Source organism: Salinicola endophyticus (assembly GCF_003206575.1).
Classification (GTDB): domain Bacteria; phylum Pseudomonadota; class Gammaproteobacteria; order Pseudomonadales; family Halomonadaceae; genus Salinicola; species Salinicola endophyticus.
In genome coordinates, this window is sequence record NZ_PZJO01000002.1 from 166,616 (window position 1) to 187,838 (window position 21,223).

The 21,223-nt window shown below is 66.0% G+C and carries 21 protein-coding genes; 10 read left to right on the plus strand and 11 right to left on the minus strand.

Annotation, left to right across the window (positions count from 1 at the left end):
• Positions 1 to 27: 27 nt before the first annotated feature.
• Both DOM66_RS03415 and DOM66_RS03420 read right to left on the minus strand, forming a co-directional pair.
• A complete protein-coding gene (locus DOM66_RS03415) occupies positions 28 to 813 on the minus strand; it encodes an alpha/beta fold hydrolase (protein WP_110677699.1) in 786 nt (261 codons plus the stop codon).
• 173 nt (positions 814 to 986) lie between these two features.
• Positions 987 to 1,658, minus strand: coding sequence for a 7-cyano-7-deazaguanine/7-aminomethyl-7-deazaguanine transporter (locus DOM66_RS03420; RefSeq protein ID WP_110677697.1), 672 nt, complete (start codon positions 1,656 to 1,658; stop codon positions 987 to 989).
• Positions 1,659 to 1,918: 260 nt separating this feature from the next.
• On the opposite strand from DOM66_RS03420, the gene DOM66_RS03425 reads away from it, so the two are divergent.
• A complete protein-coding gene (locus tag DOM66_RS03425) occupies positions 1,919 to 2,215 on the plus strand; it encodes an ArsR/SmtB family transcription factor (protein ID WP_110677694.1) in 297 nt (98 codons plus the stop codon).
• A gap of 164 nt (positions 2,216 to 2,379) precedes the next feature.
• On the opposite strand, the gene sohB is transcribed toward DOM66_RS03425, so the two are convergent.
• A complete protein-coding gene (gene sohB / locus DOM66_RS03430; RefSeq protein WP_110689258.1) occupies positions 2,380 to 3,414 on the minus strand; it encodes a protease SohB in 1,035 nt (344 codons plus the stop codon).
• Between the two features lie 189 nt (positions 3,415 to 3,603).
• Here sohB and DOM66_RS03435 point away from each other — a divergent pair, with 189 nt between their 5' ends.
• The gene (locus DOM66_RS03435; RefSeq protein WP_110677690.1) at positions 3,604 to 3,924 is read left to right on the plus strand and encodes an SCP2 sterol-binding domain-containing protein; all 321 of its coding nucleotides are present in this window, start codon (positions 3,604 to 3,606) and stop codon (positions 3,922 to 3,924) included.
• A 7-nt stretch (positions 3,925 to 3,931) separates the two neighbouring features.
• Here the strand turns inward: DOM66_RS03435 and nudC are convergent, their stop codons facing one another.
• The 4 genes from nudC to DOM66_RS03455 form a co-directional block, all read right to left on the minus strand.
• Positions 3,932 to 4,705, minus strand: coding sequence for an NAD(+) diphosphatase (gene nudC / locus DOM66_RS03440; RefSeq protein WP_110689259.1), 774 nt, complete (start codon positions 4,703 to 4,705; stop codon positions 3,932 to 3,934).
• Positions 4,705 to 5,454 (minus strand): DNA polymerase III subunit epsilon, encoded by a 750-nt coding sequence (gene dnaQ, locus DOM66_RS03445; protein WP_110689260.1) that lies wholly within the window; start codon positions 5,452 to 5,454, stop codon positions 4,705 to 4,707. The genes nudC and dnaQ overlap by 1 nt, the downstream gene beginning before the upstream one ends.
• Before the next feature lie 78 nt (positions 5,455 to 5,532).
• Positions 5,533 to 6,030 carry a ribonuclease HI gene (gene rnhA, locus DOM66_RS03450; protein WP_245392351.1) on the minus strand — a complete coding sequence of 166 codons (498 nt, stop codon included), beginning with the start codon at positions 6,028 to 6,030 and terminating at the stop codon, positions 5,533 to 5,535.
• 122 nt (positions 6,031 to 6,152) lie between these two features.
• A complete protein-coding gene (locus tag DOM66_RS03455) occupies positions 6,153 to 6,986 on the minus strand; it encodes a methyltransferase domain-containing protein (RefSeq protein WP_110689261.1) in 834 nt (277 codons plus the stop codon).
• Positions 6,987 to 7,186: 200 nt separating this feature from the next.
• Here DOM66_RS03455 and gloB point away from each other — a divergent pair, with 200 nt between their 5' ends.
• From gloB to DOM66_RS03485, 6 genes are all read left to right on the plus strand, one after another.
• Positions 7,187 to 7,954: a hydroxyacylglutathione hydrolase gene (gene gloB / locus DOM66_RS03460; RefSeq protein ID WP_110689262.1), complete on the plus strand. Its 768-nt coding sequence runs from the start codon at positions 7,187 to 7,189 to the stop codon at positions 7,952 to 7,954.
• Between the two features lie 70 nt (positions 7,955 to 8,024).
• Positions 8,025 to 9,182: a transglycosylase SLT domain-containing protein gene (locus tag DOM66_RS03465; protein ID WP_110677679.1), complete on the plus strand. Its 1,158-nt coding sequence runs from the start codon at positions 8,025 to 8,027 to the stop codon at positions 9,180 to 9,182.
• A 129-nt stretch (positions 9,183 to 9,311) separates the two neighbouring features.
• On the plus strand, positions 9,312 to 11,162 hold the full coding sequence (locus DOM66_RS03470) for an extracellular solute-binding protein (protein ID WP_188115129.1): 1,851 nt from the start codon (positions 9,312 to 9,314) through the stop codon (positions 11,160 to 11,162).
• 8 nt (positions 11,163 to 11,170) lie between these two features.
• Complete coding sequence (locus DOM66_RS03475) at positions 11,171 to 12,241, plus strand: microcin C ABC transporter permease YejB (RefSeq protein WP_110689263.1); 1,071 nt, start codon at positions 11,171 to 11,173, stop codon at positions 12,239 to 12,241.
• Positions 12,241 to 13,356 (plus strand): ABC transporter permease, encoded by a 1,116-nt coding sequence (locus DOM66_RS03480; protein WP_110677675.1) that lies wholly within the window; start codon positions 12,241 to 12,243, stop codon positions 13,354 to 13,356. The genes DOM66_RS03475 and DOM66_RS03480 overlap by 1 nt, the downstream gene beginning before the upstream one ends.
• Positions 13,353 to 14,936, plus strand: a complete 1,584-nt coding sequence (locus tag DOM66_RS03485; RefSeq protein WP_110689264.1) for an ABC transporter ATP-binding protein — start codon at positions 13,353 to 13,355, stop codon at positions 14,934 to 14,936. The genes DOM66_RS03480 and DOM66_RS03485 overlap by 4 nt, the downstream gene beginning before the upstream one ends.
• A 106-nt stretch (positions 14,937 to 15,042) precedes the next feature.
• Here DOM66_RS03485 and DOM66_RS03490 read toward each other — a convergent pair whose 3' ends face one another.
• The 3 genes from DOM66_RS03490 to DOM66_RS03500 are packed head-to-tail and all read right to left on the minus strand — an operon-like array spanning position 15,043 to position 17,556.
• The gene (locus DOM66_RS03490) at positions 15,043 to 15,744 is read right to left on the minus strand and encodes a pseudouridine synthase (RefSeq protein ID WP_110677671.1); all 702 of its coding nucleotides are present in this window, start codon (positions 15,742 to 15,744) and stop codon (positions 15,043 to 15,045) included.
• Between the two features lie 30 nt (positions 15,745 to 15,774).
• Positions 15,775 to 16,722 (minus strand): magnesium/cobalt transporter CorA, encoded by a 948-nt coding sequence (gene corA, locus DOM66_RS03495; RefSeq protein WP_110677670.1) that lies wholly within the window; start codon positions 16,720 to 16,722, stop codon positions 15,775 to 15,777.
• A gap of 9 nt (positions 16,723 to 16,731) precedes the next feature.
• Complete coding sequence (locus DOM66_RS03500) at positions 16,732 to 17,556, minus strand: amidohydrolase (protein WP_110689265.1); 825 nt, start codon at positions 17,554 to 17,556, stop codon at positions 16,732 to 16,734.
• A gap of 111 nt (positions 17,557 to 17,667) precedes the next feature.
• On the opposite strand from DOM66_RS03500, the gene rarD reads away from it, so the two are divergent.
• Positions 17,668 to 18,606, plus strand: coding sequence for an EamA family transporter RarD (gene rarD / locus DOM66_RS03505; protein ID WP_110677666.1), 939 nt, complete (start codon positions 17,668 to 17,670; stop codon positions 18,604 to 18,606).
• A gap of 137 nt (positions 18,607 to 18,743) precedes the next feature.
• Here the strand turns inward: rarD and fliE are convergent, their stop codons facing one another.
• A complete protein-coding gene (fliE, locus tag DOM66_RS03510) occupies positions 18,744 to 19,067 on the minus strand; it encodes a flagellar hook-basal body complex protein FliE (RefSeq protein WP_110689266.1) in 324 nt (107 codons plus the stop codon).
• A gap of 307 nt (positions 19,068 to 19,374) precedes the next feature.
• Here fliE and fliF point away from each other — a divergent pair, with 307 nt between their 5' ends.
• Positions 19,375 to 21,222, plus strand: a complete 1,848-nt coding sequence (gene fliF / locus DOM66_RS03515; RefSeq protein ID WP_110677662.1) for a flagellar basal-body MS-ring/collar protein FliF — start codon at positions 19,375 to 19,377, stop codon at positions 21,220 to 21,222.
• Position 21,223: the final 1 nt, after the last annotated feature.

The window sequence follows — 21,223 nt, forward strand, 5'->3', positions numbered from 1 at the left end:
GCGGTTCGACTCTCGGATAGGCGCGACTCAGAGAGAGGCGAAAAAGCGCGACAGCGCCTGCAGGAACGCTTCCGGCTGCTCGGCGTGGAGCCAGTGCCCCGCGCCTTCCAGCGTCTGCCAGGTCGCTTCGGGCATCACTGCCGCCACTGCATCACGATGAGCGTCACGCACATAGGGAGAATCACCACCGCGCAGCAGCAGCGCTGGCCCCGGATAGGCGCCCTCGCCGTCCGGCGCGGCGATGATATCCGCATAGCCGTCGGCGATCTCGTCGAGCCCCACCCGCCAGCGCAGGATCCCGGCGTCGTCCCGTACCAGATTGGTCGCCAGGAACTGGCGCGTGGCAGCGACCTCCACGCTTTCAGCCATCAGCGCATCGGCCTCGCGGCGCGACTCCGGCTCACCCTCGGCGACCCGACGCATGGCGGCAAAGATTTCGTCATGACCGTGGTCATAGGCTACCGGGGCAATGTCGGCGACGATCAGGCTGGCCACCGCCTGGGGCTGCTGGCGGGCCAGGGTGATCGCCACCTTGCCGCCCATCGAGTGACCCAGCAGATCGAACTGAGTGATCTCGAGCGCGTCTAGCGACTCGGCGACATCATCCGCCATCTGCGCGTAGCGCATTCCCGGCGCATGCGGCGAACGCCCGTGATTGCGCAGATCGACCGCCACCACGCGGCGCGTCTGCTGCCACTGCTTGATAGGCGAGCGCCAGTTATCGGCGCTTCCGAACAGGCCATGCAGCACGACCAAGGGGCGTGTGGCGTCATCGGCATCGACGACGCCGGTATCGATACAGTGCAGTTGCAACCTGGCTCTCCTCTTGCTCTTCTTCCAACTTCGGACTCGCCTTTCGGCGGTGGGCACGCCTTTCGACCAGGGGCTTGTCTTTCAGCCACGGCGCTGGCCGCCTTTGTCGTGGCGCCGGCAGTAAGAATAACAGAGCATCGCTCGACCCGTGTCCGGCCTGCCAGCCCAGGATCTCAGCGCCGCGGCAGGCCCGGCAGTGACTCGTCCCGTCCGCTCAGCAGGAACCGCCCCAGCCAGGCCAGCAGGACCCCGTAGAGCGGCAGGAAGAACAGCAGGCTGATGGTCAGCTTCACCGCGTAGTCGAACCAGGCGATATCCACCCAGTGCTCACGCATGAAGGCGTCGGGACCGTGCCAGAAGGCGATCGCAAAGAACGCGAAGGTGTCGGCCAGGTTACCGAGGATGGTCGAGAGCGTCGGCGCCACCCACCAGGCGCGCAGCCGGCGCAGGCGATCGAAGACATGGATGTCGAGCAGTTGCCCCAGCACATAGGCCATGAAGCTGGCCAGCGCGATGCGACCGACGAACAGGTTCCACTGCCCCAGTGCCTCGAAGCCCTGGAATCGGCCCTGCTGGAACAGCACCGACACCCCATAGGAGATCATCAGCGCCGGCACCATCACCCCGGCGATGATACGTCGCGCGGCCGACTTACCGAACAGCCGCACGGTGAGATCCGTCGCCAGGAAGATGAACGGGAAGCTGAACGCGCCCCAGGTGGTATGCAGGCCCCACAGCGTGAACGGCAGCTGCACCAGATAGTTGCTGGCGGTGATCACCGCCACGTGAAAAGCGACCAGCCACAGCAGCGCCTGGCGAATCTGACTCTCGTCGAGCTTGAGCATGAAAGAACCTTTTTCGTCTGCCGGTCGGCCGAGGGGTAAGGGAACCCTCAGTGACAACGTCCCGCTCGCTGCCGCCTCTCAGCGCGCCACCTGGCGTCGCCTCCGGCGAGCGTCGACGGGGGCGGCATTATAGGTACCCTCTCGATACCAGACCAGATGGACCACTAAAAAAACTTTGTAACTTAACGTTACAAAGGTTAATATAAGAAATGAATGTAACAGATTGTTCAGCGCCGGCCCTGCGAATGCGGACTTCACATATGACGGAACAGACACTCTCGGAAACTCAGTTCGGGCCCGCCACCGCGACCCTGAAGGCGATGGCCAACGAAAGTCGGCTACGCATTCTGTGCCTGCTGATGGCCGGGGAACGCTCGGTGACCCAGATCAACCAGCAGATGGCGCTGAGCCAATCGGCGCTATCGCAGCATCTTGCCGTGCTGCGCCAGGAGAGGCTGGTCACCACGCGGCGCAGCTCGCAGATCATCTACTACTCGCTCAACGGCGATACCGCCGGGCAGCTGATCGCCACCCTCGCCAATCTAGATCTGGGCTAGGCGCACGCGGCACGTGCCAGAAGTGGGCAGGCCGGGGCAGCGGCCCCACCCACAGCGCCTCCTCCTGCCCCCGGGCACGCCGGGGGAGCCTCTGGGGCCTGTCTGAAAGGCGGCCGAGCCTGGGCCGACTCCCCTGCGGTCAGGCGGTATGTTCGCGCCGGGGTCTAATGACGCTCCCACCCCAGACGGCCTAGCCGCTCCAGCACCCGATCCAGCGTCCGCTCCACTCCCGCTTCGGCCCCCTTGGCCAGACGGCCGGCGAGACCGCGGCGACTCGTCAGCGAAACGTGCAGGACCCGCGCCTGGCTGGAGAACTTCTCAAGCAGGTAAGCGTCGCTGGTGCCGACGGCATCGATCAGCCCCTGGGGCAGCGCTTCGCTACCGTACCAGATCTCCCCGGTCGCCACCTGCTCGAGATCGAGCTGCGGGCGGCGCTCGCCCACATACTGCTTGAACAGGTCGTGGGTCGACTGCAGATCCTCGAGAAACTTGGCCCTGCCCTCCTCGCTATTCTCGCCCAGCACGGTCAGGGTGCGCTTGTAGCGTCCCGCCGTCAGCAGCTCGACGTCGACGTCATGCTTCTTGAGCAGCCGGTGTACGTTGGGGATCTGCGCCACCACGCCGATCGAACCGATCACCGCAAAGGGCGCCGCGATCAGGTGATGGGCACAGCACGCCATCATGTAACCGCCGCTGGCCGCGACCTTGTCCACGCACACCGTGAGCCGCGCGCCGGCGTCACGCAGGCGGTCGAGCTGCGCGGCCGCCAGACCGTAGCTGTGGACCAACCCGCCGCCGGAGGTCAGCCGCAGCACCACTTCGTCACCCGATTCGAGCTGCGCTATCAGCAGCGATATCAGTTCGGACAGTGCAGGCGTCGCCGAGGCCTTGAGATCGCCCTCGAAATCCAGCACCCAGACCCGCTCGTTCACCGCTGCCTTGGCTGCCTGCTTCTCTTCACGCTTGAGCCGCTTGGCCAGTTGGCGTCGTCCCGACTTGGGTGTCGCCGCCAGCTGCAGCTGGCGCTGACGGCCGGAGAATCGCGCATCCAGCGAGGTCACCCGCAGCTGGCCGGTGCTACCGCTGTCACCGCCACGGCGGCGGCCACGCGCCATTAGGGCCAGGACCAAAGCCAGCGCGAACACGAGTGTCGCGGTCTTGGCCAGGAACATACCGTACTCCGCCAGCCATTCGATCATGCCCTGCTCCTTACATCATTTATGTCTAATCTATTACCCATCTGGCCCTCGCCGCTAGCCGGCGCGAATAGGATTGCTTATCAAACGCCGGAGACCTTCGCGGGCAGGCGAGAATCGGCTTGAGAAACCGCAACTTGCATAACGCACAGCGCAGTGGTTTGCTTATCCGAACGCTAATGGAGGGCCATCATGGATGACGAGCAACTGATCGCCAAGCTGCAACACCGCTTCGATTCCGCGGCCGCGGGCGATCTCAACGCGACCTATCAGTTTTTACTGCACGACGCCGACGATCATCATCTGGTGATCGAAGGTGGCAGCCTTAGCATCCATACCGGCCACCACGCTGCTCCTGATGTGACCATCGAGAGTGACACGGCCACCCTCATCGCTCTGATCAAGAAAGAGCTCAACGCCATGCAGGCGCTACTCGGTGGCCGGGTCAAGGTCAAGGGCGACATCGGCCTCGCCGCGCGGCTGCCCAAGCTGTTCGGCAAGCGTAACGACTGAACGGGCCTCAGCGTGTCGCCACCGCGCGCCGGTGGGTGTCGATCAACTGGCGCGAGATCGAATAGCTCGGCGGCAGCTCCGGCGGATTCTCCGGCGTGAACCAGGCGGCATCGGCAATCTCGTGACCGTCGATACGAATGCGCCGGCTGGTCGCTTCGGCAAAGAAGCCCATCATCAGCGAGTGCGGGAAAGGCCATGACTGGCTCTTGAAGAAGCTGACCCGCCCCACCTCGACGCCGACCTCTTCCATCACCTCGCGGCGCACCGCCGACTCCACCGCCTCGCCGGGCTCGATGAAGCCCGCCAGGGTCGAGTAGCGCTGTGGCGGAAAGCGCGGGCTGCGTGCCAGCAGCATATCGCGGCCGAAGGTCACCAGGGTGATGATGCAGGGGGAAATACGCGGATAGGCGCGCAGTCCACACTGCTCGCAGCTCATCGCGAACTCATGTGCCAGACGCTGGGTGGGATGGCCACAGCGACCGCAGAAGCGGTGGTCGCGCTCCCAATGGCTGACCTGCAGCGCGGTCGCCAGAACCTCGCTCTCGGCCGGTGATATCTGCGCCAGCCAGTCGCGTGCCGGGGGCCATGCCTCGCCGCCTGCCTCGATCGAGAGCGCCACCGGCTCGTCGTGCCAGAAGCCCAGGCGCAGTGCCTGCGGCGGCCACGCCACGTCACGTTCGAGCACGCCCTGACCATCGCTGCTCGGCGCCACGCCCTGGGCATTCAGGCGGATAAGCCAGCCCCGCCGCACATCGGCAGGGGGCAGCTCGCGACGCAGCATCAGGAGGCGGCTCCATCACCGTCCAGCGCATCCCAGCGACACTGGCCGGCAGCTTGACGGATCTGCGCCAGGCGCTCGCGGTGCGCCTGCCATTCGGCATCACTGGGTTGTGCCACGACCAGCGGCGTGGCCGCCCGATCGAGCTGGAGATGGGCCCCGGCGCCGCTGTCGTTGCGGCTCTCGTTCTCTTCGCTACCGGCCAGCGACAGCGCCGTCTGGCCACCGGTCATGGCGAGATAGACCTCGGCCAGGATCTCCGAGTCGAGCAGTGCGCCGTGCAGCACGCGCTGGCCGTTGTCGATATCGTAGCGCTTGCACAGTGCATCCAGGCTGTTGCGCTGCCCCGGATGCATCTGCCGCGCCATCTTCAGGGTGTCGAGCACGCTGCAGTGCTCGGCCACGGGCCCCAGCACCGGCCCGCCGCGGGCGGCCTCGAGCAGGCGGAACTCGTGGTCGAAGAAGCCAACGTCGAACGGCGCATTGTGGATCACCAGCTGGGCGCCGCGCATGAACGCCCACAGCTCCTCGGCGATCTGGGCGAAGACCGGCTCGTTGGCTACCCGCTCGTTGGTAATACCGTGGATCTCGATCGCCTCGGCCTCGATATGGCGCTCGGGATTGATGTACTGATGGTAGGTACGGCCGGTGAAGCGACGGTTGATCAGCTCGATCCCACCGATCTCGATGATACGGTGCCCTTCGCGCGGGTCGATCCCGGTGGTTTCCGTATCCATGACGATTTGGCGCATGCGGCTCTCCTCAACTCTCAAACACTCGATCTGCAATAGCTCCGGCGCCCACACGCCGGGGGCCAGGGTTGGCGCACGTCAGTCGCCGGCGATCACCGCATCGATCGCCTCGTTGGCCAGACGATCGGCCTTCTCGTTGCCGGCATGGCCGCTGTGGCCCTTGACCCAGTGCCACTCGATGCGATGACGCTGGGTCTCCGCCAGCAGCTCACGCCAAAGCTCGGCATTTTTCACCGGCTCTTTCGAGGCGGTCTTCCAGCCACGCTTCTGCCAGCCGTGGATCCACTCGGTGATCCCCTTGCGCAGATACTGGGAGTCTGTCCACAGCGCCACCTCGCAGGGACGATCCAGGGCCCGTAGCGCCTGGATCGCCGCCATCAGCTCCATGCGGTTGTTGGTGGTGTGACGCTCGCCGCCCTTGAGCGACTTCTGGTGCTGCCCCGAGACCAGCAGCGCACCCCAACCGCCGGGGCCGGGGTTACCGCGGCAGCCGCCGTCGGTGTAGATGGTGACCTGAGGCAGCTTGGCCTGGGGTGTGGCGTCCGCGGTGGAAGCCGATGAAGAGGAAGCTGGCAAAACGTGAATTCTCTCTGGCGTATTGACCCATCGGCGGCACGCATCGATGGGCAGTTCGGCCACGCCAATGGCGGCGGGCGTTCAGGTATCGGCGCCTGGCGAGCGCCCTGGCATTGACGGGATCAGGCACTGCGCGAGCTCTCCACTCGTCGCGTGGCGGCCTCTTGCAACGGCCGCGCCGAAGGGGGATCACCGGCACTGGCAACGTCCCGCGTCGGCGCCTGGGGATGGTGCCGCGCCAATCCCAGCCAGGCACCGGACTTGGCCCCCACCAGTTTGGGCTCGCGCAGCGTGATCGGCTGCACCGGCAGCGCCCGGCGCCGGGCGATCAGCAGATAGGCCTGGCCCAGCGGCACGTTGTAGCGCCGGCCGAACGTCTCCAGGCACCGGTTGCGTGCCGAGCGCCAGGGCAGCCGGAAGCCACAGTAGTCTACTCGCTCGATCTCGAAGTCGACAAACTCGAGCCAGTCGCGCAGCCGCCGCGGTGTGCGCCAGGGCTGCTGCCACGGCGGCTGATGCCGGCGTGGGGCACCGCCCGCCGGCGCGTAGGGGTGCCAGCCGAAGACTACCAGCCGGCCATCGGCGCGGGTCACCCGGGCGGCCTCCTGCAACACCTGGTGGGGGCGCTCGACCGCCTCGAGCAGATGGTGGACCACGGTCAGATCGAGGCTGTCATCAGCCAGCGGCAAACGTTCCGGCGCGCAGACCAGGGTATTGGACTGGCGTGCCAAGGCCGCGCTGGGCGCCCACTCCAGTGTGTGGCGAATCGGGCTCATGTCGCTGATCAGTGGCGCCATCCCGAGCTGCAGGCTGAGCACGCCATGGCGATGCTCGCAGTGGGGGCCGAGGCAAGCTCGCTCGGCGCGCCATAGCGCGGCACCGGGCCCGCTATCCCAGAATTGGCGGCCGCGCCGGACCGCATCGGCGAGCCGTTGCTGCGTAGACGTGATTGACACGGGCGCCTTAACTCCCCAAGGTTATCGCTTTTTGAGCGGTGCGCGGCGCCACCATCGGCGGCGCCGAAGGCAGCATGCGGTGGAACCGGCCGGGTCGATCCGGGTCTCAGCGAGGTCGATCGGTCGTGCACCCTCGACCGCCCCGCGTCGACAACGTCTTCATCGTCGACAACCGCTCCATCGTCGCAAGAGGATGACACATGCTGAGCGTGAAGCCGATTCCCGCGCTGGATGACAACTATATCTGGCTCCTGCGTCAGGACACCACCGATGCGGTTGCCGTGGTTGACCCGGGCGACGCGGCACCGGTGATCGACTGGCTCGAGCGCGAACAGCTACGGCTCGAGAGCGTGCTGATCACCCACCACCATCATGACCATACCGGCGGTCTGCGCGAGCTGATCGAACGCTACGCGCCGCAGGTCTTCGGACCCGAGAATCCGCGTATCGAGGGCATTGGCCAGCGCCTCGGCGAGGGTGACGAGTGCCGCGTGCTGGGACGCCGCTTCGAGGTTTCGAGCGTCCCCGGGCACACCCTCGACCATATTGCCTTCTACGCCCCCGGCACGCCGGGCCTGCTGTTCGCCGGCGACACGCTGTTTTCCGCTGGCTGCGGGCGCCTGTTCGAGGGTTCGCCGGAACAGATGCGCCACTCGCTGGCCAAGTTCGACACCCTGCCCGACGACACGCTGGTATTTCCGGCACACGAGTACACCCTGGCCAATCTCGCCTTCGCCAGCGCTGCCGAGCTCGACAACACCGCCCGCGACGCCTACCGCCAGGAGTGCGAGCAGGCGCGCCGGCTGGAGCGGCCGACGCTACCCACCACGCTGGGCCGCGAGCGCCAGATCAATCCGTTCCTGCGCCTCGACCAGCCCGCGCTGCGCCAGACGCTGAGCGAGCAAGGCCCCAGCGCCAGCACGGCGGAGGCCTTCGCTACGCTGCGCGGCTGGAAGGATCGCTTTTGAACGCTGTCCGCCGACGCGGCGCCTCGACCGGCGCTACGGGCGGCGATTTACACCCGAGGATGTCTGCTGCATGAATGCCCGCTCGAGACGCCGCTATCTGGTCATCGGCCTGGCCGGCAGCCTGCTCTGCTCGGCGCTGCCGGCGGCGGCCTGGACCGACCCCGGCCAGCGCCAGTCCGCCCAGCCGCGCCAAGCCACCTTCTGGTCGGCGCTGCGTCTGACCGAAAGACCGGCGGCCGACGCCTGGGACACCCTGCGCCGGGGCTTCGCGCTCTCTCACGAGACCGACAATCCGCGCGTGGCGCACTGGTTGGCGTGGTACCGTCAGCACCCGCACCATGTCGAGTTGATCGCCGAGCAGGCGCGCCCTTGGCTGCACTGGGTGACCCAGCGCCTGACCGCCAACCATCTGCCCACCGAGATCGCCCTGCTGCCGTTCATCGAGAGCGGCTACAACCCGATCGCCACCAACCCCGGTGGGGCCGCTGGGCTGTGGCAGTTCATGCCCGCCACCGGCGACGCCATGGGGCTGTCGCGTACCGCCTGGTACGACGGCCGGCGCGATGTGGTCGCCGCCACCAATGCGGCCATGCGCTACCTGCGTCAGCTCGCCGACCGCTGGTATGACGGCGATCTACTGCTGGCACTGGCCGCATACAATGCCGGCGCCGGCACCGTCAATGCGGCGCGTGACGCCGCCGCCAATCGCGGCGAGCCGATCGACTACTGGCACCTGCGCCTGCCGAACGAGACCATGAATTACATTCCGCGGCTGCTGGCACTGGCGGAGGTGATCGCCAAGCCTGCGGCGTACGACGTCGCGCTGCCATCGATCCCCAACCGCACACCGTTCGTTAAGGTAGCCACCGACGGCCCGCTGACGCTCTCCCTGGCCGCCGAGCTGTCGGGGGTCGACCCTCAGACCCTGCGCCAGCTCAATCCCGGCTTCAAGCGCGCGTCGACCCGGCCCCGCGAGGATGCCAGCATTCTGGTGCCGGTGGCAGCCAAGCAGCGTTTCCTGGCCAACCTGGCCGAGCTGCCGGACTCCAAGCGAACGGTGCTCGAGCGCTATGTGGTCAGGCGCGGCGATACCCTTTCCGGCATCGCCGCGCGTTTCGCCACCAGCGTCAGCGACCTCCGGCGCGAGAATGGGCTCCACGGGAGCACCATCCGTATCGGCCAGGCGCTCTCGGTGCCGGCCCGCGCGCTCGCCAGCAATTCGCGCTGAGGCGGCTGGCCGGCCCGTAACGGGCATTGGGTGCTGCAACTGGCGTCGACGCGAATACGCCGTTTGCGTACAAAGACCTGGGATTCGGGTATAAAGCACGGCCAGACAACGACGAGTACGGGAGCACGCATGCGAGGGGAGCGGCTGCGAGGCAGGGGCTGGAGAAGCGTCCTGGCGCTGGGCGTGGCGCTGATGATGGCGGCCGGCGGCGTGGCCAATGCCACGCCGGTGCCCACCGTACATGCACTGGCGCTCTACGACGATCCAGCGCTGCCGGCGGACTTCGACCACCTGCCCTACGCCAATCCTGATGCACCCAAGGGCGGCACCCTGCGCCGCGCCGCCAACGGCAGCTTCGATTCGACCAATCCGTTCATCATCCAGGGCACCCCCGCCAGCGGGCTCGAGCAGATCTACGACACCCTGATGGCCTCGAGCGCCGACGAACCCTTCACCATGTACGGGCTGCTCGCCGCGGGGGTGCGTCTCGATCCCGACCGCCACTGGATCGAGTTCGACCTGCGCCCGGAGGCACGCTTCCACGACGGCACCCCGGTCACCGCCGCCGACGTGGTATTCAGCTTTCGCCTACTGCGCGACAAGGGCTCGCCCTTCTATCGCGCCTACTATGCCAGCGTCGACTCGGTCACCGCGCTCGACGCGCATCGCGTGCGCTTCGACTTCCCCGACAACGACTCCCGCGAACTGCCGCTGATCCTGGGCCAGCTACCGGTGCTGCCCGAGCACTACTGGCAGGGGCGCGATTTCACTCGTCCCACCCTCGACAAGCTGCTCGGCTCCGGCCCCTACGCCATCGCCGATATCGATCCCGGCCGGCGCATCGTCTATCGGCGGGTCGACGACTACTGGGGGCGCGATCTACCGATCAACCGCGGCCGCTACAATATCGACCGGCTGGTCTACGACTACTACCGCGACCAGTCGGTGGCGCTGGAGGCCTTTCTCGCCGGGGCGCTCGATCTGCGCCTGGAGAGCAGTGCCAAGAACTGGGCTACCGCCTACGACACCCCGGCAGTCAAGGACGGCGCGATCCGCCGGGTGATCGTCCCCGACGGCCAACCCGCCGGCATGCAGGGCTATATCATCAATACCCGCCGCCCGGCACTCTCCGATCCCCGCGTGCGCCACGCGCTCAATCTGGCCTTCGATTTCGACTGGCTCAACCAGCACATCTTCTATGGCGCCTACCGCCGCACCCAGAGCTACTTCCAGAACTCCGAGATGGCCGCCAGCGGCCTGCCCGACCCGGCTGAGCTGAAGCTGCTGGCCCCCTACCGCGACCAGCTCCCCGCAGCGGTGTTCGACCAGCCGCTGCCGATCACACAGCCCCAGGGGCTGCGCCCACGCTTGCGCCAGGCCCTCGAGCTGCTGCGTGAGGCGGGCTACGAGGTGCGCGACGGGGTCATGGTCGAGCGTCAGAGCGGACGGCCGCTGAGGCTGGAGTTCCTGCTCTACGACAGCCAGTTCGAACGCATCACCCAGCCCTTCGTGCACAATCTGGCCCGGCTCGGCATCCAGAGCCGTATCCGTGTGGTCGACGTCAACCAGTACCTGAGCCGGCTGCGCCAGTTCCAGTTCGACCTGATCGTCGGCAGCTATCCGCAGTCGGCCAATCCGGGCAACGAACAGCGTGACTTCTGGACCAGCGCCTACGCCGAGACGCCGCAGAGCCGCAATCTTGCCGGGGTCAGCGATCCGGTGGTCGACGCACTGGTCGACGATCTGATTCGAGCCAACAGCCGCAGCGCACTGGATACCGCCGCCCGCGCCCTCGATCGGGTGCTGCGCTGGGGCTTCTATGTGGTACCGCAGTGGAATTTCGACGGCACCCGGGTAGCGCTGTGGGACAAGTTCGGCTATCCGCAGCCGTTCCCGCGCTACACCCCGGATTTCAGCGTGTGGTGGGTCGATCCCCAGCGCGCCCCGGCGATCACCGCGCGTCAGCGCGGGCAGGAGTAGGCGAACCCATGGCCAGCTATGTCCTGCGTCGCCTGCTGCTGATGATTCCCACCCTGCTGGGAATCCTGCTGCTCAATTTCGTGATCGTCCAGGCGGCGCCCGGCGGCCCCATCGACCAGATGATGGCGCGCTTCGAGGGGCTGAGCAGTAACGCCAGCACCGGGCTGGAGGGCGGCGGCGGGGATAGCGTCGGCGGCCGCGGTATGCGTGCGGCGGGGATCGATGACCAGCTGCGCCAGCAGCTGAGCCGGGAGTTCGGCTTCGACAAGCCGGCCTGGGAACGTTTCGCCCTGATGCTGCGCGACTACGCCACCTTCGATCTCGGCGACAGCCTGTTCCGCGGGCGACCGGTACTCGACCTGATCCTCGATCGCCTGCCGGTGTCGATCTCGCTGGGACTGTGGACCACGCTGCTGGTCTACCTGATCTCGATCCCGCTGGGGATTCGCAAGGCGCTACGCCACGGCAGCGCCTTCGACGTCTGGTCGTCGGGGGTGGTGATCGTCGGCTACGCGATTCCCGGCTTTCTGTTCGCGATCCTGTTGATCGTGGTCTTTGCCGGCGGCAGCTATCTCAACTGGTTCCCCTTGCGCGGGCTGACCTCGACCAATTTCGACGAGCTCTCCCTGCTCGGCAAGGTGCAGGATTACTTCTGGCACATCACCCTGCCAGTGACCGCCTCGGCGATCGGCAGCTTCGCCACCCTCACCATGCTGACCAAGAACAGCTTCCTCGACGAGATCCACAAGCAGTACGTGCTCACCGCTCGCGCCAAGGGTGCTTCCGAACGCCGGGTGCTCTACGGCCACGTCTTCCGCAACGCCATGCTGATCATCATTGCCGGCATGCCGGCGGCACTGATCGGCATCTTCTTCACCGGCTCGCTGCTGATCGAAGTGATCTTCTCGCTCAACGGTCTTGGCCTGCTGGGCTTCGAAGCGGTGATGCAGCGCGACTATCCGCTGATCTTCGGCACCCTCTACCTGTATACCCTGATCGGCCTGCTGCTCAAGCTGATCTCGGATCTCACCTATGTCTGGGTGGATCCGCGTATCGATTTCGCTACCCGAGAGGCGTGATGAGCGACGTGACCCCAACCGTGAGCGCCGAGACGCCGCGCCAGCGCCGCCCGTGGCTCTCCCCGATCGCGCGCCGACGGCTGCAGATCTTCCGCGCCAGCCGTCGCGCGCACGTTTCGCTATGGTTGTTCACACTCCTGTTCGTGGTGAGCCTGGGCGCCGAGCTGATCGCCAATGACAAACCGCTGGTGATGCAGTACCAGGGCGATTGGTACGTGCCTCTGCTGGTGGACTATCCGGAGACCGATTTCGGCGGCTTCCTGCCCACCACCACCGACTACCGAGATCCCTTCGTGCGCAAGCAGATCGAGCGTCACGGCTGGGCACTGTGGCCACCGGTACCGTTCTCCTACCAGACCCTGGATCGCGATATCCAGGGCCCGGTACCCTCGCCGCCCAGCCTCCGGCACTGGCTCGGCACCGACGACCAGGGCCGCGATGTCTTCGCCCGAGTGCTCTACGGCTTCCGCCTCTCGGTCGCCTTTGCCCTCGCCCTGACCGTCGGCTCGATCGTGCTCGGGGTACTGATCGGCGGCGTGCAGGGCTACTACGGCGGCAAGGTGGATCTGTTCGGCCAGCGACTGATCGAAATCTGGTCGGGCCTGCCGGTGCTGTTCCTGCTGATCATCCTCGCCAGCCTGGTCGAACCCAACGTCTGGTGGCTGCTGGGCATCATGCTGCTGTTCTCGTGGCTGGGGCTGGTCGATATCGTGCGCGCCGAGTTCCTGCGCGCGCGCAACCTGGAGTACGTGCGCGCAGCACGGGCTCTGGGTCTACCCTCGCGGCTGATCATGTGGCGCCACGTACTGCCCAACGCCATGGTCGCCACCCTCACCTTCATCCCGTTTCTGTTCACCGGCGCCATCACCACGCTCACCGCGCTGGACTTCCTCGGCTTCGGCCTGCCCCCCGGTTCGCCCTCGCTCGGCGAGCTGGTGGCCCAGGGCAAGAACAACCTGCAGGCGCCGTGGCTCGGCATCACTGCATTTCTCTCTCTCAGCGTGATGCTGTCACTCCTGGTGTTCATCGGTGAGGGCCTGCGCGACGCCTTCGATCCACGGCATATCGTCGGTGCCAGTGCCGCCACCGCCAGCAGCACGAGGGCCTTGCCATGAACCACCCACCGCTGCTGTCGCTCGAGGGAGTGACGGTTCTTGTCGGCGGCTACCAGGCCGTGACCCGCCTCGATCTGGAGGTGGCGCGCGGAGAGACCGTCGCCGTAGTCGGCGAGTCCGGCTCGGGCAAGTCGGTCAGTGCCCTCGGCGCGCTGGGGCTGCTGCCGCCCGGCAGCGAGGTCGGCGGGCAGCGCCATTTCGCCGGCGAGGATCTGGCGCGCCTCACCACGCGCCAGTGGAATGCTCTGCGCGGCGGCCGTATCGGCTTCGTGTTCCAGGAGCCGATGACCTCCCTCAACCCACTGCACACGGTGGGCAAACAGCTACGTGAGAGTCTGCGCTTGCATCAGGGCCTGCGCGGTCAGCGCGCCACGCAGCGCTGCCGCCAGCTACTCGAACAGGTACGCTTGCCGCGGGTCGAAGAACTCTTGAAGACGCGCCCGCATCAGCTCTCCGGTGGCCAGCGCCAGCGGGTAATGATCGCCATGGCAATCGCCAACGACCCGCAGCTGCTGATCGCCGACGAACCGACCACCGCACTCGACGTCACCGTACAGCAGGAGATCCTCGCCCTACTCGACGAGCTGCGCCGGGAACACGGCATGGGAATCCTGCTGATCAGCCACGATCTCAACCTGGTGCGCCGCCACGCCGACCGAGTGGTGGTCATGCACCGCGGCCGGGTGGTCGAAAGCGGCCCGACGCCCCGGGTATTCAGTGCGCCCGCAGCGGACTACACGCGTGCACTGCTCGACGCCATCCCCGACGGCATGCCGGCGGCGCTGCCCGCCGACGCGCCCACGCTGCTGGCGGCGCGCCGCCTCGGGGTCGAGTTCCTGCGCCCGAAACCCCTGCTGCGGCCGCGGCCGCCGGCCTTCGTCGCCCTGGAACCGCTCTCGCTCAACCTGCGTCAGGGCGAGACACTGGGCCTGGTGGGCGAGTCCGGCTCGGGCAAGAGCACCCTCGCCGCGGCCCTGATCCGGCTACTACCTGCCCACGGCGAGATCGACTTCGACGGTGAACGTCTCGACCGCCTCAAGGGCAATGCCCTGCGCCAGCGCCGCCCGCAGTTCCAGATCGTGTTCCAGGACCCCTACGGCTCGCTGTCGCCGCGCATGCCGATCGCCGATATTATCAGCGAGGGTCTACGCTTCCACCACCCGGCACTGGACGAGGCCACGCTGGCGGCACGTGTCGCCGAGGCGCTGGCCGAGGTCAATCTGCCAGCGGACTGTGCCCAGCGCTATCCCCATGAGTTTTCTGGCGGCCAGCGCCAGCGCATTGCGATCGCCCGAGCGCTGATTCTCAAGCCACGCCTGCTGGTGCTGGATGAGCCCACCTCGGCGTTGGACCGCAGCGTGCAGAAACAGCTGATCGAGCTGCTGCGCGCGGTCCAGGCGCGCCATCACATCAGCTATCTGTTCATCAGCCACGATCTCGCCGTAGTACGCGCCATGGCGCACCAGATCATGGTGCTCAAGGAGGGTCAGGTGGTGGAGAGCGGCGAGTGCATCCGGGTGCTCGATGCCCCGACCAGCGACTACACTCGCGCGCTAATCGCTGCGGCCGCCCTCGATTGATTCGAGGGCGACGCGATCTGAATGACGCTGAGAGGAGGCTATGGCAAACAGACAAGATAACGGTATAAACATGTTATCGAGTTCGCTGGGCACAGGAAGAAACAGCCTAGAACGCCGCAATCTCCTCGGGGCGCAAATGCCGGCACTCTCCAGGTTCGAGCATCGGGTCGAGGCTGAGCGGGCCGATCGCCTCGCGATGCAGCGACGTCAGCGGATAGCCCACCGCCGTCATCATCCGCCGCACCTGGTGATAGCGCCCTTCGGTCACACCGATCAGCACCTCGTGCGGGCCCACCCGCTCGAACGTCGCCGGCCGGGTCGGTTTCTCTTCGCCCTGCAGCGTGATGCCCTTCTCGAACTGCTGCACCACCCTGGCGGCAACACTTTCCGACATCGCCTCGGCGATCTCGCCGCGGTAGCGCTTGACACAGGCTCGGTTGGGCGAGGTCACCCGATGGGTCCACTGACCATCATCGCTGATCAGCAAAAGCCCCGAGGTATCGACATCCAGCCGCCCTACCGGGTGCAGGCGCTCGATCTGCTCGATCTCGATCAGGCTCATCACCGAGGGGTAGTGGGCCGGGCGCAGCGAGCACTCCACCCCGACCGGCTTGTGCAGCATCAGATAGCGCCAGCCGACGCGGGCCAGCGGCTCCCCCTGCCAACGAACGTCCTGGGTATCCGAGACCTGACGCGAGGCATCGCGTACGGTTTCGCCATCGACACTGACCTCCAGCTGGCGCAGCGCACGCTTGGCCTGGCTGCGCGTCAGTTCGGTGGCTTCACTGAGAAATCTGTCCAGCCGCATGTATTCGAAATATTCCTTGAGGCGGCGAGCTTAGAGCCAACCGCGATATTTGAAGTAGAGATAGGGCGAGACCCCCGACAGCACCATCAGCCCGATCGCCATCGGATAGCCGAAGCTCCAGTCGAGCTCCGGCATCACTTGGAAGTTCATCCCGTAGATACTGGCGATCATGGTCGGTGGCAGAAACACCACCGAGGCGATCGAGAAGATCTTGATGATCTGGTTCTGCTCGATATTGATGAACCCCTGGGTGGTATCCATCAGGAAGTTGACCTTGTCGGACAGAAACGTGCTGTGCGACATCAGCACCTCGACATCCTGCAGCGCCTCCTTGGCCTGCTCCTGCAGCTCGGCGTGATAGCGCAGGTGGCGAATGAGGAAGTAGAGCGAGCGCTGGGTATCCATCAGACACAGGCGGATCTTGCCCACGCTATCCTCGACCTTGGCCAGCCGATCGATCGCCTCTTCCAGATCCGCGTCCTCGATCTCCAGCACCATGTGGCTGACCTGCTCGAGGTCGCGGTGCATGTCTTCGATGCTGTCGGCGAGGTTCTCGACTTTCTGTTCGAACAGCGTGACGATCAGCGACTGTGGCGAGTGCGCCTCGGTCTGGCCACGCCGGGCGCGCAGCCTGAACAGGCGAAAATCGGCCAGGTCGTCCTCGCGCAGCGACAGCAACCGCTGCGACTGGAGAATGAACACCACGGTGTTGGTCTGATGCTTGCCCTCGTTGCGTGACAGAAACAGCGAGTGCACATGCAGGCCATCGGTATCGGTGAAGAACCGCGCCGAGGATTCGATCTCCTCGATATCGGTGTTGGCCGGCAGTTCGTCGGCGAGAAACGGCTTCAACGCCTCGCGGTCCTCATCATCGAGGTCGTAGGCATCGATCCAGTTGGCCTCCAGCAGGCGTTCGGCGATGGGGCCCTCGCTGAGCTCTTGAAAATCGTTCTGTTCGAGGCGAAAGGTTCGGATCATTGCCCATCCTTACTCATGCAGGTCATCGTCGAAGTCGGTCAACGCAAAGGCATCTGCGTCTCTCCAGGCGGGAAAGGTATCGCGAAACGATGACAGTGACGCTGCCGACAGGGTCACCGTCTCGACGAAGGGTGTCTCGGGTGGGTGATCCACCAGCGGATCGCCCTTGAAGTCCACGGCCAGGGAGTCGCCGCTGTAGCTCAGGCCGTTGCCATCCTCGCCGATGCGATTGACGCCGACCACATAGCTCAAGTTCTCCACCGCCCGCGCCTTTAGTAGTGTACGCCATGGCCGCCGCCGGGGCGCTGGCCAGTTGGCCACGCACAGCAGCAGATCATAGTCGAACGCCTCGCCCTGGGGCGGCTGCTGGCGCAGCCAGACCGGAAAGCGCAGGTCGTAGCAGACCGCGAGCAGAATCCGGAAGCCGCGATACTCGATCACCCGCCGCTGGTCGCCGGCGGCATAGTGACGAGGCTCCTCCCCCATCCGAAAGAGATGGCGCTTGTCATAGGTCAGAGTCAGCCCCTCGGGCTCGGCCCATACCATGCGGTTGTAGGCTCGCCCCCCCTCGGTGATCGCCAGGCTGCCGGTGATGGCGCAGCCGCGAGCGCGCGCCTGCTGCTCGAGCCAGGCCAGCGAGGCGCTAGACTCGGCGGGCTCGGCCAGCGCCTCGGCGTTCATGGTGAAGCCGGTCGCGAACATCTCGGGCAGCACGATCAGGTCGGTCTGCGTCGAGTCCAGCGCCCCCATCCGCGTTTCGAGCAGCGCTCGGTTGGCCGCCGGATCCTCCCAATGAAGCTCCGTCTGTATCAGCGTGACGCGCAGGTCGCTCATGGGTATCTCCTTGTTCGTGCCGGAATTCTGGGATCATTTTCGCACCCGAAGCGCGCTGCGGACATGATAGATTACCGGGTCGCCACATCGAACAGCCAGAGACTCACCGCCATGTCAGCCGCCAACCGCCCTGCCACACCACCCGCGACGCCGACGGGGAGCGCTGACGCGCCACGTCGCGAGGCGCGTCGCGGGGTCGGCTTCGGGCTTGCCGCCTACGGCATCTGGGGCTGCTTTCCGCTGTTCTTCGCCCTGTTCGACGGTGTGCCAGCGGGAGAGATACTGATCCACCGAATTCTGTGGTCGTGCCTATTCCTGGCGCTGGTGATCACCCTGATGCGGCGCTGGGGGCCAGTGCAGGCGGCTTTCCGTCAGCCGCGCCGACTGCTGCCGGTATTGGGTTGCGCGCTGCTGATCGGGCTCAACTGGGGGCTTTACATCTATGCGGTCGAAAGTCAGCACGTGCTTCAGGCCAGCCTGGGCTACTTCATCACCCCGCTGATCAACGTTGCCCTCGGTATGCTGATACTCAAGGAGCGGCTGAGCCGCTGGCAGGGGGTGGCGATCGCCCTGGCCCTGATCGCGATTCTGATCCAGCTCGTGGTGCTGGGCCGTCTGCCCTGGATCAGTCTGGCGCTGGCGGCCAGTTTCGGCACTTACGGGCTGCTGCGCAAGCAGGTGCCTCTCGACGGCCTGTCGGGTCTGTTTGCCGAGACCACCCTACTACTGCCCTTCAGCCTCGCCGCCCTGGCCTGGCTGGTGTCCCGGGACGCCTCGCACTTCGGCATGGCACTGCCCAACACCGCTCTGCTGGTGATCAGCGGCGTTCTCACCACCCTGCCGCTGCTGGCCTTCGCCGGTGCCGCCCGGCGTCTGCGCCTCTCCACCGTGGGCTTTCTGATGTATATCAATCCGACGCTGCAGTTCGCGCTGGCGCTGTGGGTATTCGACGAGCCCTTGTCGCTGACTCAGTTGATCACCTTCGTGCTGATCTGGCTGGGGCTGGCCTGCTATTCGCTCGATGCCTGGCAAGGGCATCGCGCACGCTGACCCCCGCCGCCCCCGGCACGGCCCCATCTGTCTGGCCCACTTCTTCGCCCAGCCAAGGCTGCATCGCCAACGCAAAGCGCCCGCCGCTGAAAACAGCGGCGGGCGCCATGGCAGAACCCGGGCAGCGCCAAGCGGTGCTAGATCTGCATGCTCATGACATCCTTGTAGGCCGTCACCAGGCGGTTACGCACCTGAACGCCCATCTCGAAGGAGACACTGGCCTTCTGCATATCGATCATGACATCGTTCAGGGCGACGTCGGGATCACCAGCCTGGAACGCCATCGACTGCTGCTTGGCGCTCTGCTGCATCTGATTGATCCGCCCGAGCGAGGCCTGAAGCTCACCGGCAAAACTACCGGGCTGATCGGGAGCGGCCGCAGCGCCGGCACTCTGCCCGGCGGCCTGGTTAGACAGCGCCTGCATCTGCTGCAGCGCAGCCTGAATGGCGGGAACACTCATGCGGGTTTCCTGTAACAAGGTTGCCTGATCGATAGCGTCATGACGCCATACGATGGATGGGACGCTCGCAGACTAGCAGCCGGCGCCGCCATGCCATCGCGCTAAATGCGCGCGAAAACAGCGGCTTTTCCCGTCTTCGCGGTTTACGTTCAAACACATAATGGCTGCCATCACACATATGCCCCCGAACCGGGGCCATCCGGTGCTCGCCAGCCGGGCCCCGGTGCGGGATGAGCAGTCCGCGATGCAGGGAACGGAAAAACCGTATGTCGTCGAGTCAAATCACGGTCGCTGAGCGGGGCGCGGCATGAGCACGGCCACGTCGCCCAACGACACTCAGGCAGCCGGCGCGCAGTCAGCACGCGCTGGCGCCGCGCAGAAGCCCGGTCGCGACTGGCTGGGCAAGCTGCAGAGCAACCCGCGTATCCCACTGATCGTCGGCGGCGCCGCCGCGCTGGCGATCGTCGTCGCGTTGCTGCTGTGGGCGCGTTCGCCCGACTACCGCGTGCTCTATTCCACCCTCACCGACGCCGACGGCGGCCGGATCATTACCCAGCTCGACACCATGGGGGTGCCCTACCGCTTCAGCGACGGCGGCCAGGCACTGCTGGTACCGGCTGACCAGGTACGTCCGCTACGCCTCAAGCTCGCCGAGCAGGGGCTACCCCAGGCCAGTGGCGTCGGCTTCGAGCTGATGGACAATCAGGCTTTCGGGATCAGCCAGTTCGCCGAACAGGTCAACTACCAGCGCGCCCTGGAGGGCGAACTCGCCCGAACCATCGCTACTCTCGGCAGCGTCGACCGTGCACGGGTGCACCTGGCCATGGCCAAGCCGTCGGTATTCGTGCGCGAAAGCCAGCCTGCCAGCGCCTCCGTGGTGATCGATCTGCAGCCCGGGCGCGTGCTCAGTCCGGGCCAGGTCAACGCCATCGTCCACATGGTCTCGAGCAGCGTGCCCGAGCTGGCCACCAATGCGGTCACCGTGATCGACCAGAACGGCGACCTGCTGACCCAGGATCAGGGCGACGGCACGCGGCTCGACGGCACCCAGCTCGACTACGTGCAAAATCTCGAGAAAACCTACGCCAAGCGTATCGAAGCGATCCTCGCCCCGATCGTCGGCGCCAAGAACGTCAAGGCTCAGGTAACCGCCCAGGTCGACTTCGCCCAGCGTGAACAGACCGCGGAGCGCTACGCGCCGAACCAGGCCCCCAACGAAGCCGCGGTACGCAGCGAGCAGAACAGCGCCTCCTATCAGAGCGACGCCGATCTCGCCATGGGCATCCCTGGCGCCCTGAGCAACCAGCCCCCGGGCACGGCGGCATCGCCGATCAACGCACCGGGCACCCAGGCCAATGGCAATGCGGGCAATAACGGCGCCAACGCGGGCAACAACGCCAATAACAACAATGCCAACAACAACGGCAACAATAATGGGGCCAATAACGCCGGCCAGGGCCAGACCACACAGGATACCAACGCCCAGACAGGGCAGATGCGGCGCGACAGCACCATCAACTACGAGGTGGATCGCACCGTCGAACACGTCAAGCAGCACAGCGGTGCCATCGAGCGCCTGTCGGTGGCGGTGGTGGTCAACTACCGCGAGACCACCGGGGATGATGGGCAGCCCAAGGCGGTCGCCCTGAGCGACGCTGAAATGGATCAGATCCGCGGCCTGGTTCGTCAGGCCATGGGCTACTCCCAGACCCGCGGCGACGATCTGGCCGTGGTCAATAGCCCCTTCCAGACCAGCGAGCCGAGCTTCACCCCGCTGCCCTGGTGGCAGACGCCGGAAATCTGGAGCCTGGGCAAGAGCGTGCTGAAGTATCTGCTGGTCGCGCTGGTCGCCATGTTCCTGTGGTTCAAGGTGGTCAAGCCGCTGGTACGGCGTCAGACCCGCGACGCCCAGCCCGCCGCCTTCAACGCACCGTCGGGCGTCTCGGGCGCGGCGGGCGCCGCCAGCTACCAGCAGGTGAGCGAGGCCGGCGACGGCAGCGAGAAGGACGAACCCTCACCCGTCAACGCCACCCGCGAACGCAGCCGGCGTCGCTCCTCCGGCTACGAGCAGGACCTCAAGGATGCGCGTGAGATTGCTCAGGAGGATCCGCGCCTGGTAGCGATGGTGGTCAGAAGCTGGATGGATAAGTCATGAC

Excerpts from the sequence above, each read along its gene's own strand:
- DOM66_RS03500 (WP_110689265.1), bottom strand. The coding sequence starts at position 17,556 with ATGAGCGACCTGCGCGTCACGCTGATACAGACGGAGCTTCATTGGGAG.
- fliE (WP_110689266.1), bottom strand. The coding sequence starts at position 19,067 with ATGAGTGTTCCCGCCATTCAGGCTGCGCTGCAGCAGATGCAGGCGCTG.
- corA (WP_110677670.1), bottom strand. The coding sequence starts at position 16,722 with ATGATCCGAACCTTTCGCCTCGAACAGAACGATTTTCAAGAGCTCAGC.
- rarD (WP_110677666.1), top strand. The coding sequence starts at position 17,668 with ATGTCAGCCGCCAACCGCCCTGCCACACCACCCGCGACGCCGACGGGG.
- DOM66_RS03465 (WP_110677679.1), top strand. The coding sequence starts at position 8,025 with ATGAATGCCCGCTCGAGACGCCGCTATCTGGTCATCGGCCTGGCCGGC.
- DOM66_RS03480 (WP_110677675.1), top strand. The coding sequence starts at position 12,241 with ATGAGCGACGTGACCCCAACCGTGAGCGCCGAGACGCCGCGCCAGCGC.
- sohB (WP_110689258.1), bottom strand. The coding sequence starts at position 3,414 with ATGATCGAATGGCTGGCGGAGTACGGTATGTTCCTGGCCAAGACCGCG.
- DOM66_RS03475 (WP_110689263.1), top strand. The coding sequence starts at position 11,171 with ATGGCCAGCTATGTCCTGCGTCGCCTGCTGCTGATGATTCCCACCCTG.
- fliF (WP_110677662.1), top strand. The coding sequence starts at position 19,375 with ATGAGCACGGCCACGTCGCCCAACGACACTCAGGCAGCCGGCGCGCAG.
- DOM66_RS03470 (WP_188115129.1), top strand. The coding sequence starts at position 9,312 with ATGCGAGGGGAGCGGCTGCGAGGCAGGGGCTGGAGAAGCGTCCTGGCG.
- DOM66_RS03425 (WP_110677694.1), top strand. The coding sequence starts at position 1,919 with ATGACGGAACAGACACTCTCGGAAACTCAGTTCGGGCCCGCCACCGCG.
- DOM66_RS03490 (WP_110677671.1), bottom strand. The coding sequence starts at position 15,744 with ATGCGGCTGGACAGATTTCTCAGTGAAGCCACCGAACTGACGCGCAGC.
- DOM66_RS03435 (WP_110677690.1), top strand. The coding sequence starts at position 3,604 with ATGGATGACGAGCAACTGATCGCCAAGCTGCAACACCGCTTCGATTCC.
- dnaQ (WP_110689260.1), bottom strand. The coding sequence starts at position 5,454 with ATGCGCCAAATCGTCATGGATACGGAAACCACCGGGATCGACCCGCGC.
- gloB (WP_110689262.1), top strand. The coding sequence starts at position 7,187 with ATGCTGAGCGTGAAGCCGATTCCCGCGCTGGATGACAACTATATCTGG.
- DOM66_RS03420 (WP_110677697.1), bottom strand. The coding sequence starts at position 1,658 with ATGCTCAAGCTCGACGAGAGTCAGATTCGCCAGGCGCTGCTGTGGCTG.
- DOM66_RS03485 (WP_110689264.1), top strand. The coding sequence starts at position 13,353 with ATGAACCACCCACCGCTGCTGTCGCTCGAGGGAGTGACGGTTCTTGTC.
- nudC (WP_110689259.1), bottom strand. The coding sequence starts at position 4,705 with ATGCTGCGTCGCGAGCTGCCCCCTGCCGATGTGCGGCGGGGCTGGCTT.